Genomic DNA, 12,029 nt, shown 5'->3' on the forward strand with positions numbered 1-12,029 from the left:
CAAGGCGGCAGGTTGCAATAGTTCACGCGGCTTCGCACGGCGTCATGAGTCGGTTTTTTGCGTCCCGTAACGTGCCGTGACGCGGGGTTAACGGCCGTGACCAGGCGCTCGACCGCCGTCGTCACGGCTGCCTAGCATGGGCACTCAATTCCCCGTCCTGCCGTCAGGAGTACCCATGCCAGCCACCATCCCGGCAATCGTCTTCATTGGCGGCGGGCCGCGCACGGCCGGTGTGCTGGAACGGATCGCCGCCAACCGGCCGGACGTCTTCGCCGGACCGCTGCAGGTCCATGTGGTGGAGCCGCACATCCCGGGTTCGGGCCGCATCTGGCGGTACGAGCAGGACCCCGGTCTTCTGCTGAACTCGATGGCCGCGGACATCACCATGTTCACGGACGGGTCGGTGGACTGCGAAGGACCCGCAGCGCCGGGACCGGGGCTGGCCGAGTGGGCCGGTGGCGTGCTGGATGCCTCCATCATCGACGTTCCGGACTTCCCGCAGCCGCTGTGGGACCAGCTGCGGGCTCTAACGGGCACCACCTTTCCCACCCGCCAGCTGCAGAGCCAGTACCTGGAGTGGTTCTTCCGCCGCGCGGCGAGGTCGCTTGGCCGCAGCGTGACGGTCCACCGCACCACGGCCGTGGGCATCACGGAGCAGGCGGAGGGCGGCCATCAGGTTGAACTGGCCAACGGCCGGACCCTGCACGCGGACATCGTGGTGACCGCCCTGGGCCACACCGACTCCCGCCCTGACGCCGTATCCGCCGGCTTCTCGGACTTCGCCGCCCGGCACGGCGGCTACCACGCGGCACCGGGCTACACCACCGACGTCGACTACTCCCCCATCGCCGCCGGACAGGACGTGATCGTCTCCGGGATGGGCCTGGCCTTCGTGGACCTGCTGGTCCTCCTTTTTGAAGGGCGCGGCGGCAGGTTCCAGGAAACGTCCGACGGCGGGCTGCGCTACCTTCCGTCGGGACGGGAGCCGCGGCTGTGGGCCGGGTCGCGGCGGGGCGTGCCGTACCACTCGAAGGTTTCTGCAGCCCTGCGGGGCCAGGCTCCGGGGCCGTTGCAGTTCTTTACGGCCGCCGCGGTGGAGGCCCTCCTGCAGCAGCACGGCGAACTGGACTTCCGCCAACACCTCTGGCCCCTGATCGCCAAGGAAGCCGGGCACTACTACTACCGGGAGATCCTCACCGGCAGCCCGGAGCACAGTGCGATGGGGTGGGACGAGTTCGCCGCCCGCTACGCAGAACTGGACTGGTACAGCCCGGCTCGCGTGGACCTGGTTGCCGCCGCCGTCCCGGATTCCGCCCTGCACCTGGACCTGGAGCGGCTGGACCGTCCCTTCGAGGGCCGCCGCTTCCGTGACCACGCGGAGGTGCAGGACGCGGTATCCGGTTATATCGAGAATGACCTGCGGTTGCGGGACAGCGCGGACCACCCGGAAACGCTTGCGCTGTTCCTGGCCCTGCTGCATGTCTACATGGAGGTGGGCCGAGTGGTTCCGCCGGAGCGGCTGAACGCCCGGTCGCAGCAGGTCATCCATGGCTGGTGGCACGGCTTCTTCAGCTTTGTTGACTCGGGTCCGCCGCCCCACCGGCTCCGCCAGATGCTGGCACTCCACCGGGCCGGGCTGCTGCAGTTCCTGGGTCCGGGCCTGCAGGTGTGCGCCGACGAAGCCACCGGGTTGTTTGTTGCTTCGTCACCGCAGTCGGGGGTTTCCGTTACGGCCACTGCCCTGATCGAGGCGCGGCTGCCGTCCACGTCCGTGGCCCGCTCGCTAAATCCTGTGCTCTCCGCCCTGCACTACAGCGGGCTGGGAAGCGAGCAGCAGCTGCTGACCACGGACGGCATCCACTCCACCGGGAAGCTGCTGGTCTCAGCCCGGCACCAACTGGTGGGATCCGACGGGAACCCTCGGCCCACCCTCTTTGGCATCGGTCCGGGAACATCCGGTTGGGGCGCGGGCGCCTTTGCCCGGCCCAACACCAACGCCGCGCCGTTCCGCGAGAACGACGCCCTGGCCCGCACCATCCTCGGCGTTGCCCGGGACCTGGCCGGCCGGGCCACAATTACTCCAGAACCAGCCGCCGCCGGAAAGAACTGAACCAGTGACAAGGAATGACCAGTGACCGCAGAACCCCACCTTCGTCCCAGGGCGCTTGATCCCGCCGGACTGTCGGTCCTCAGCCTCCCCATGCACGATCCGCGCGTCCGGCCGCTCCTGGACGAACTCGCCGTCGAATACGACACCCGCTACGGGGACCTGTTCGGCCGCACCGCTGCCGCGGACGAGCTGAACCGCTACCCGGCGGCGGAATTCGAGGAACCGCACGGCGCCCTGCTGATCATCCAGGAAGACGGCGAGTCGATCGCCGGCGGCGCGTTCCGCCGGTACGACCCCACCACGGCGGAACTGAAACGGATCTGGACGCACTCAGCCCACCGCCGTCGTGGTTTGGGCCGGGTGGTGCTGGCCGAGCTCGAGTCCCTGGCCGCCGCCCGCGGCTACACTCGGCTTTACCTCACCACCGGGCCGCGGCAGCCGGAAGCCAGGCACCTCTACCTCAACACCGGCTACCAGGCCCAGTTCGACCTGGCTGCGGACCCGGAAACCATCGGGCCGCTGGCCTTCACCAAAGAGCTGCCCGCCCGGCAGCAAATCTGACGCGGGTCGCGCCACATCCGGGGCAGCCGCCGCTAAGCTAGCGCCATGGCCACCAAAACCACAGCAGAGAAGCTTGCCACCATCCAAAAGGGCTACACGCTGGAAGGTGCCACCATCGAGCTGGGAGCCGCCATCATCGACGGCGAGCTCCACAAGGACGCGCCGGTGCGGCTGCCGCTGGCCATGATGAACCGGCACGGGCTGGTGGCCGGCGCCACCGGTACGGGCAAGACCGTGACCCTGCACATGATGGCCGAACAGCTGTCCACGGCGGGCGTCCCCGTGTTCCTGGCCGACATCAAAGGCGACCTTTCCGGCCTGGCCACTGCCGCCGTCGGCAACGACAAACTCACCGCCCGCACCCAAAGCATTGGCCAGCCCTGGCAGGGCAAGACGTTTCCCGTTGAGTTCCTGGCGCTGGGCGGGGACGGCAACGGTGTCCCGGTCCGCGCCACGATAACCTCGTTCGGGCCCATCCTGCTCTCGCGGATCATGGAACTGAACGACACCCAGGAATCCAGCCTGCAGCTGGTGTTCTACTTCGCGGACAAGAACGGCCTGGAGCTGATCGACCTCAAGGACCTTCGCGCCGTCATCCAGTTCCTCACCTCGGACGAGGGCAAGGACAAACTCGAGGAACTCGGCGGCCTGTCCAAGGCCACCGCCGGCGTGATCCTGCGGGAAATCGTCAACCTCGAGGCGCAGGGGCTGGAGAAGTTCTTCGGTGAGCCGGAGTTCGATACCGCCGAGCTGCTCCGCACCGCTCCGGACGGCCGCGGCGTGGTCACCTGCCTGGAACTGCCCACCCTGCAGACCAAGCCCATGCTGTTCTCCACGTTCCTGATGTGGCTGCTTGCAGACCTGTTCGAGGACCTCCCCGAGGCCGGCGACCTGGACAAGCCCAAGCTGGTGTTCTTCCTGGACGAGGCCCACCTGCTGTTCAATGGGGCGTCCAAGGCTTTCCTGGATGCCATCACCACCACCGTCCGGCTGATCCGGTCCAAGGGCGTGGGCATCTTCTTCGTCACCCAGACGCCCAAGGATGTCCCCGCCGATGTCCTGGGCCAGCTGGCCAACCGGGTCCAGCACGCCCTGCGCGCGTTCACCCCCGAGGACGCCAAGGCGCTCAAGGCCACGGTGTCCACCTTCCCGGTCAGCGACTATGACCTCGAAGAGACGCTGACCTCCGCGGGCATTGGCGAGGCCGTCATCACCGTCATGAACGAAAGAGGTGCGCCCACTCCCGTGGCCCTCACCCGGCTCCGCGCACCGGAATCCGTCATGGGCCCCAGCGAGAACGCCCTGGTCCGCAGCACGGTGGCGGGCTCCGCGCTGCTGGGCAAGTACGGCACCACCGTGGACAACCCCTCCGCCTACGAGAAGCTGTCCGGCAAGGCTGCCGCGCCCACGGGTCCGGCGGCTGGATCTCCTGCCGGCGCACCTGCCACCCCTGCCGGGTACGACGTTGACGCCGAGGCCCGGCGGATCGAGGAGGAAATCCTGGGCAGGCCCAGCAGCAGGCCCGCGCAGGTTCCTGAACCCCAGTACAGCGCGCCGGAGTACAGCGGACCCGATTACAGCGAGCCCAAACCCCGGACCAAGGCACCGCGGACCCGACAGCCGGAGACCCGTCAGCCGGAGCCTCAAGCGGGCGGCATGATGGGCGACCTGGGCGGGGTACTCGGCGGCGCCCTGGGCGGCGGCCTCAAGAGCATGGCACGATCCATGGGCACGCAGCTGGGACGCGAACTGCTGCGCGGAGTGTTCGGCACGTCGTCCCGCCGCCGGCGCCGCTGACCCTGCACCCGCTGACCCGGAAGGCTGCCCAAGGCCCCTGTTGACGCTGTCCCGGCGCCCCGCCGTCGGGCGTTAACCGGGTGTTGCCCGGCAGATTAGGGGGGACGCCAACTTTAGTGTGCGTCCGCACTGACGTTACTGTAAGGAACGTGCAGATGAGTCAAGCGTTGGTGAGGATCGCGGCCGGATGGCTGCTGGGCCTCATGCTTGCCGTCGCCGGAGCCATTGTGGCCATCAACGTTGTGAACAATACCGTGGCCAGTCCGCAGCAGCCGGTCAGGGAATACCTGGATGCGCTGAAGAGCGGGGACGGCGGCCGTGCGCTGGGGATCCTCCGGGCCGCGGTTCCGCCCAGCAACGCCGCCATGCTGGACGGCACCGGATTGCAGACTGCGGCATCCCGCGTCACCAATGTGGCCATCGGCGACCCCGAGGAACGCCCGGGAAACCAGGTGATGGTGCCCATGGAATACACCATCGACGGCAGCCGGCTGCACACGGAATTCCTGCTGCAGAAGACCGGCACCGAGTGGCTGTTCTTCAACACCTGGGCATTTGTCCCGTCGCGGCTGCCCACCGTTGATATCACCGTGGTCAACGGCAGTGAGGCCGCGGTGAACGGGGTTCCGGTGAACATGCCCAACGGCCGCAATTCCTTTGCCGTGTTCTACCCCGGCGAGTACGAGGCCTCCCTTGACGGGCAGTACTTCTCGGCTCCCGCCACCCGGGCCACGGTCACCTCCAAGGACGCCCCGGTGGCACCGCTTAACCTGCTGACCCAGGCCACGGACAAACTGAAAAGCGACGTTTCGGCCAAGGTCAGGGAATTCCTGGACGGCTGCGCTGCAGAGGCCGTCAAGGAACAGAAACTCCAGCCGGACTGCCCCTTCTACTTCGCCAGCAACAACAGGGTCCAGGACGGCAGCATCCGGTGGACCGTGACCGAGTACCCGGGTGTATCGGTGGAGCCGTTCGACGGCCGATGGGTGGTGCCACCGCTGGACGGCAAAGCGAAGGTGGAGGCGCTCCAGCAAAACTCCTTCACCGGGGCCTGGTACCCGCTGGACGCCGAGGTGGACTTCAGCTTCACCACCCGCCTGGACGTAGCGGGTGACACGGTGAAGGTCACCCCGATGCTGAGCTTCTAGGCCCGTATCGCCGAACTGGCCCAGTTTTCGTCCCCTAATTGAAGTGCTGTTTGCAGCTTTAGACCCAATCCTGCCGAAAAGTGGGCTGGTCCGACCGCGGCCAGCGCAGCGACCCTCGAGCCAGCACCTCCCTGACCTGCGCCAGGACGGATTCAGGCGCGTAAACCACGTCATCGTAGAAGAACCTGAGTACGGGCAGGCCTCGCAGCATTGCCGCATTGTCGCGCCGGCGGTCCTTCTTGAACTGCCGTGGTTCCAGGTGGAAGGCCAAGCCGTCGATCTCCACGATGAGGAAGCCTTCCAGGAGGAAGTCCACGCGTCCGATGCCCTCGATCCACACCTGGGTCTCGGTGGCAATGCCGGCATCCCTGAACAGCACCCGCGCCAGGGTTTCCGGGAGAGAGTCTGCGCCACGTTCAACCTTGGGCAGAACGTCCCGTGCCTTGCCGGACCGGTGGCCATTCAGATGGCGGAACAGAGAGGATGGCTTGATGTCCCCACGGTTGCAGGCGCACTCCACCATTACTAAGGACTCAAGTTCGGGCAGGCACAGCAGCGCGTGAAGCAGGACGTCAGGCAAGGCAGCAAGGGTTCTATGGCGAGGCGGCTGCGTGAGCGGAGTCCGGTGACTCATGCAACGGACTGCGTTCCGTCCGTTGCTCTGCCAATAGTGCGGCTGTTCAGGTGGCCGGAGCTGCCACAGTCCGTAGAGGCGTGCGGCCGACGCGCAGGTGACGAGGCCGCGGGCCCGTCCGGCGGCGATCAGTTGAGGGTCGGCGCCCGCCACGGCGAGAAGCCCTCTGTCCAGTCTCACTACTTGGCCGCTCCGGATAGCCCGGCGCAGCTCCGCCTCCCGGGCGCCCGCGGAGAGCACATCGCGCGTCAGTGAAACGCCGCCAGCAGATCTGAGAATTTCCTCAGGCTCCATCCCGCCACCATGCCCCCAACCGTGCAGTGACGGCAGTGCTGGGCGTGGCTATGTGGACAGGAAGTGCCGTCAAACTGGCCCAGTTTTTCCAGCAGAAGTAGCAGAAATGGCCCGGTTTCCGCTCCCAACGAGTCGAAAACCGGGCCAGTTCAGCAACCAGCGGCGGGTCAGTCCATACCGCGCAGGTCCAGGACCAATTCGGTGTCGCCGTCGGCCTGCATGACCACCGGGATGCCCCAGTCCTGCTGGTAGAGGTGGCAGGCTGCGTGGTCGGGGATCTCGCCGTCCTCGGTTTCCGGCCCGTCGCAGGCGGCCGCGCGGGCGGTAATGTGCAGCACTCCCTCAGGAACGTCCGGGGACAGCTCCAGGGTGCGCAGCAGTCCCACGGAGGTTCCGCCGCCGGACAGCAGCAGCTCGGGCGGGGTGGAGGAGATCTTCAGCTGCGTGGGATCGCCCCAGCGGTCATCGAGCTTCTGCCCGGTGGGAGCCGTGAAGCGGACGGTCAGGTCCAGTGTGCCGGGTGCAACGGGGCTCTTGGGCCGGTGGGTCTGCGACGCCCCCTCATCCACCTGCTGCGCCTCCTTGGGAATGGGGACGTAGACCAGCTGGTGCTTGTTGGCCTCCACCACCACCAGGAGGGGCTCCGAGCCGGCGGACTGGGTGTGGTCCACGATCACGTCGGAGGGCTCGGCGAGGCCGCGGGCAAGGGTGGACACCGTGCCGGACGCGGGGTCATAGCGGCGCACGGCCCCGTTGTAGGTGTCAGCGATGGCCACGGAGCCGTCCGGCAGGACAGTTACTCCCAGCGGGTGCTGCAGGCGGGCTTCGGCGGCGGGTCCGTCGCGGAAGCCAAAGTCGAACAGGCCCTTGCCCACGGCGGATTCCACGGTGATGGCGCCGTCGTCGCCAACCACCAGTTTCCGGAGGGCCGAGGTCTCGGAATCCGCTACCCAGATGTTGCCGTCCGCGTCTTCGGCGAGGCCGGAGGACTGGGCAAACCAGGCCTCGTGGGCGGGGCCGTCGAGGAGTCCTTCGAGGCCGTTGCCGGCGATGATCGCCACGGCGCCCGTCACGGGATCAAAGCTGAAGATCTGGTGCGTGCCGGCCATGGCCACCACCACCGCATTGAGCTTGCGCGACCACACCACGTCCCACGGCGAGCTCAGGGCAACTTCCAGGGGATCGTTGCCCAGCGAGCCGCTGAAGCCGGCGCCTTCCTCATCCACGCGGGCGGGGCCGGTTTCCAGCAGGCGCTGGATGCCGTTGCCGGCCAGGGTGGAGGCCTTTCCGTCCGTGAGCGACAATCCACGGAGGCGGTGGTTGACCGAGTCGGCAATGACGACGTCGTAGCCCGCCTTGGCTGCCACATCTTCCGGCAGCAGGACCAGGCCCTGGGGCTCGTTGAACTGTGCACTGGCGGTGTCCCCTGCGGCAGGCCCATCGGCGTAGCCCTTGATGCCGGAACCGAAGGTGGCCAGGACGGTCTGGAAGTCGGTGCCCAGCTCCACCAGGCGGTGGTGGCCAGTGTCGGTGACCAGCCATGAGCCCTTCTCCGCAGCATCCTGGACTGCGGCACCTGCTGAAGTGCCGTCGTCGGCCGTTCCAGCCAAAGCGGTGGAACCGCGTCCCGGCGGCAGGAAGAGTGCCTTTCCCGGGAAGCGCAGGGTGCCCGACGTCGCTTCGGGCGCCACGTACGGGCCGGAGCCGCGGTGCAGGGTGCCCTTGGCCTCGTGTTCGGCGATGAGTTCGGGGATCAGCACGGCGAGCCCGTCCGCGTGGCCCTCACCGGAGAGGTGCGCCACGATGTAGCCCTCAGGGTCGATGACCACCAGGGTGGGCCAGGCGCGGGCGGTGTACGCCTTCCAGGTGTCCAGTTCGGGATCGTCCAGCACGGGGTGGTGGATCTCGTAGCGCTCCACGGCGGCGGCCAGGGCCACCGGATCCGCCTCGTGCTCGAACTTGGGCGAGTGCACGCCCACCGTCACCAGCACGTCCGAGTACTGCTGCTCGAGCGGCCGCAGTTCATCCAGGACGTGCAGGCAGTTGATGCAGCAGAAGGTCCAGAAATCGAGCAGCACGATCTTGCCGCGCAGGGCTTCGAGATCAAGGGACTTGCCGCCGGTGTTCAACCAGTTGCGGCCCACCAGTTCGGAGGCCCGGACCCGGGCATGCGTGCGTACGGTTTCGCTCATCAGCGTCCTTCCAGCTTGTTGCGTTCAGCCAGCTTGGCGTCGCGTTCGGCCAATTTGGCAAACATATCGTTGTAAGCGGTCAGATCGGCGTCGTTATTCCTGTCCGCCGCGCGGTCCACCCGTTTGGTCTCCCGCTGGTCCGACCTGGACCACATGATGGCGACGCCGATCGCCACCAGCAGCGTTGGCACCTCGCCGATTCCCCAGGCCACCGCGCCGCCGGCCTGCTGGTCAAGGAGGGCCGACGGTCCCCAGGCACGGCCCAGGTTGCCGAAGTAGTCCGCGGCCATCAGCCCCGTGCCGCCCATGATGGAGACGCCGAAGAAAGCATGGAAGCCCATGGTCGCCAGCAGCAGGAGCAGCCGCATGGGGTACGGCGCGCGGAGCGGCAGGGGGTCGGTGCCGATCATGCTGAGCACGAAGATGTATCCGGTGAGCAGGAAGTGCAGGTTCATCAGTTCGTGGCCCACATGCTCGCGCATGGCGAAGCCGAACAGGTCCGAGTAGTAGAACAGGATGATGGAGCCAGCGAAGTTCGCGGCCGCGAACAGCGGGTGGGTGACCAGCTGCGAGAACTTCGAGTGCACGAAGACCAGAAGCCACTCGCGGGCGCCGCGTGAGCCGTCACCGCGGGCGGGCAGCGCACGCAGGGCCAGGGTCACCGGCGCGCCCAGCACCAGGAAGATCGGGGCCACCATGGTCAGGGCCATGTGGTCCACCATGTGCGCGGAGAACAGGATGCGGCCGTATACCGACGGCGGCCCGGACGTGATGTACGTCAGCACCACCAGGCCGATAACCCAGTTCAGGGACCGGAACCACTGCCACGAGTCTCCCCGGCGGCGGACCTTGGCAACGCCCAGGAAATAGGTCACCAGGCCGAAGAGCGCCACGCCAACCCAGATCCAGTCCAGCCGCCATTCAGTGAGCCAGCGTTCGGGTGTGAGCTCAGGCGGCAGCTCGTAGCCGCTGAGGATGAAGGCGGGTGAAGCGTTGGGTGCCAGTTCCGTTGGCTGCGGCGGGGCCGAGCGGCCCAGGGCCACGGCGATGCCCGAGGTGGCACCCATGACCAGCAGCTCGGCCAGGACCAGCTGCCACAGCACCCGCCGTGAGGACAGCGTGGCGCCCTTGCGGCCAAGCTGCGGGATGACCCACTGCCGGTGCATGAAGCCGATCCCGCCCAGCACCACTGCGGCGGCCGTCTTGGCCAGGATCAGCTGCCCGTAGGCGGAGCCGAAGAGATCGGACCAGCTGGTGACGCGGATACTGGCATTGATGATGCCCGAGGCGAAGACCAGGACAAAGGCGAAGCCGGCCAGGGTGGAGAACCGGCGGAGTGTGGGTTCGGTGATATCCGGGGCTGCCCCGGCCTTGGGCCCCGTCAGGATCCCGGACAGCAGGGCCAGGATGATGATGCCGCCCACCCAGGTGCTGACTCCCAACAGATGCAGGCCAAGCGAGTTGATGGCGCCCTCGTGGTCCGACGAGCTTGAGGAGTGACCGATCAGGGCCGTGGGGACCAAACCGATGAGGGCCAGGATGAGGGTGAGGGCCAGGCCGCCGAGGGACCTGACGCCGAACAGCGCCGTCGTCACCACCGCGGCGATGATGGTGACGGCGAGCCATGCGCGGCCTGTGTCGATGTCCGTCATGAAGTACACGAGGGCCTGGGTAAAGGCGGGATCGCCCGACAGCCCCTGCCCGGCCACGTCGGCGTAGGTGAGCACCAGGACCGCGATGGCGGACAAGGTCCACACAGCACCCGCGACGGCCGCCACAGCGAGGACGCGGGCAAAGGCGGGATGTTCGGGTGCCGCGTTGTCCCTGGGCGTTTCCCGGTCCCGGTTGCGTGCGTTCCGCACGTTGAGGTTCTTGGGAAGAATGCCGACGGCGAAGATCAGTCCTCCGACAACCGTCGCCAGCGAAACGTTGTGGATGGCCTTGCTGATGGGCAGTCCCCAGCGGACCAGGGCTCCGGGGTCGGCCACGCTGCGGGCCGCTGCGGCGCCGGAGAAGATCAGTGCTGCCGCGAGGCCCAGGAAGAGGGCTGCCAGGCCTGAGAGCTGCCAGGGCACCGGGATCCCCTGACGACCGGCGTCCCGGACCGCAGCTCCCTTGCCAGGACTGGACTGGGGCGGGGTGGAACGTGGTTTTGCGGCAGAAGACACCATTCCATTGTCCGCTACGCCTGCCCGGGCGGCGAATCCGGCCTTAAATGCCAAGGAGCGGCAACCCGGGGGTTGCCGCTCCTTTTCCATCCGGCTGCATGCCGGACAGGAATAAGCTCTACTTCTTGGAGACTGCAGCCTTCAGCTTGGAGCCGGCGGTCAGCTTGACGCTGTGGCCTGCTGCAATCTGGATGGTCTCGCCGGTCTGGGGGTTGCGGCCGGTGCGTGCTGCACGGTCGGTGCGCTCGACGGCGAGCCAGCCCGGGATGGTGATCTTCTCGCCGGCGGCGACAGAAGTCTCGAAAACCTCGAACAGTGCGTCGAGGACGGAGTTGACGGCAGCCTGGCTGGTGCCGGCCTTGCCAGCTACCTCTGCAACAAGTTCACTACGGTTCTTAGCCATTGATGTCCTCCTGGACGGTTCTGATTCTGGAGCCTGCACGCGGCGTGCGCGCAGGCCACTGTTCGAAAACTTACCAGCTTGGGCGGTTACGGACCGCAAATTCCGCGTGTTTCCGCCACTTTTTGAGGTTAATCACCGATTCCGGGGCATATTCCACGCCTCCAGCACCCCTTTGCCCTCCCGGCCCCGGTGTCCTAACGACGCGCCATCATGTCCTGCAGTCTTACTTGGTACGCCCCACCACTCCCTGCGGCATTCCGAGGACGCGGCATCACATCCTGCGGGCGTGGGTGGGAAGCGCCACGGGAGGTGGTGGGGCGTTCGCCGTTTCCCCGCGGGAGGTGGTGGGGCGTTCGGGGAGGACTAGTGGGCCTGGACCCTGTGGTTTGTTTGTTAAAGCGGTAGGGCCCTGACGTTCCTTGTCAGGGCCCTACTTAATGTGTGTCCGGCGGTGACCTACTCTCCCACACCCTCCCGGGTGCAGTACCATCGGCGCTGTGGGTCTTAGCTTCCGGGTTCGGAATGGGACCGGGCGTTTCCCCCACGCTATGACCGCCGTAACCCTTTTACCCGGTCCCCCGGTGATGCTTTGGGGGGTGGGAAGACTGGTGGTTACAACATTTGTGGTGTTGTTATTCAGTTGTTGGTTCCGTGTAACCGTTTCCCCGTGGCGGGTTGTTGGTTGGGAACCACATAGTGGACGCAAGCACAGTGTTTTGTAT

General features: G+C 66.9%; 8 protein-coding genes and 1 rRNA gene. 4 read left to right on the top strand and 5 right to left on the bottom strand.

All coding sequences use genetic code 11. The features are described from left to right. The first annotated feature begins 175 nt into the window (after nucleotides 1-175). The 4 genes from ACTAQI_RS15425 (at nucleotide 176) to ACTAQI_RS15440 (ending at nucleotide 5,616) form a co-directional block, all read left to right on the top strand. Nucleotides 176-2,110 carry an FAD/NAD(P)-binding protein gene (locus tag ACTAQI_RS15425; protein ID WP_457946999.1) on the top strand — a complete coding sequence of 645 codons (1,935 nt, stop codon included), beginning with the start codon at nucleotides 176-178 and terminating at the stop codon, nucleotides 2,108-2,110. 21 nt (nucleotides 2,111-2,131) lie between these two features. Next, nucleotides 2,132-2,671, top strand: a complete 540-nt coding sequence (locus tag ACTAQI_RS15430) for a GNAT family N-acetyltransferase (RefSeq protein ID WP_457947000.1) — start codon at nucleotides 2,132-2,134, stop codon at nucleotides 2,669-2,671. Between the two features lie 45 nt (nucleotides 2,672-2,716). Beyond that, complete coding sequence (locus ACTAQI_RS15435) at nucleotides 2,717-4,468, top strand: helicase HerA-like domain-containing protein (RefSeq protein ID WP_457947001.1); 1,752 nt, start codon at nucleotides 2,717-2,719, stop codon at nucleotides 4,466-4,468. A gap of 155 nt (nucleotides 4,469-4,623) precedes the next feature. Next, a complete protein-coding gene (locus tag ACTAQI_RS15440) occupies nucleotides 4,624-5,616 on the top strand; it encodes a hypothetical protein (RefSeq protein ID WP_457947003.1) in 993 nt (330 codons plus the stop codon). Nucleotides 5,617-5,674: 58 nt separating this feature from the next. Here the strand turns inward: ACTAQI_RS15440 and ACTAQI_RS15445 are convergent, their stop codons facing one another. The 5 genes from ACTAQI_RS15445 to rrf form a co-directional block, all read right to left on the bottom strand. Next, on the bottom strand, nucleotides 5,675-6,196 hold the full coding sequence (locus ACTAQI_RS15445) for an endonuclease domain-containing protein (RefSeq protein ID WP_457947005.1): 522 nt from the start codon (nucleotides 6,194-6,196) through the stop codon (nucleotides 5,675-5,677). Between the two features lie 515 nt (nucleotides 6,197-6,711). Further along, nucleotides 6,712-8,736, bottom strand: a complete 2,025-nt coding sequence (locus ACTAQI_RS15450; protein ID WP_457947006.1) for an NHL domain-containing thioredoxin family protein — start codon at nucleotides 8,734-8,736, stop codon at nucleotides 6,712-6,714. After that, the gene (locus ACTAQI_RS15455) at nucleotides 8,736-10,907 is read right to left on the bottom strand and encodes a cytochrome c oxidase assembly protein (protein ID WP_457947007.1); all 2,172 of its coding nucleotides are present in this window, start codon (nucleotides 10,905-10,907) and stop codon (nucleotides 8,736-8,738) included. The genes ACTAQI_RS15450 and ACTAQI_RS15455 overlap by 1 nt, the downstream gene beginning before the upstream one ends. Nucleotides 10,908-11,022: 115 nt before the next feature. Beyond that, the gene (locus ACTAQI_RS15460; RefSeq protein ID WP_011693739.1) at nucleotides 11,023-11,307 is read right to left on the bottom strand and encodes an HU family DNA-binding protein; all 285 of its coding nucleotides are present in this window, start codon (nucleotides 11,305-11,307) and stop codon (nucleotides 11,023-11,025) included. A 443-nt stretch (nucleotides 11,308-11,750) separates the two neighbouring features. Beyond that, nucleotides 11,751-11,867 (bottom strand): 5S ribosomal RNA (rrf, locus tag ACTAQI_RS15465). Nucleotides 11,868-12,029 lie beyond the last annotated feature (162 nt).

Source organism: Pseudarthrobacter sp. alpha12b (assembly GCF_054130495.1).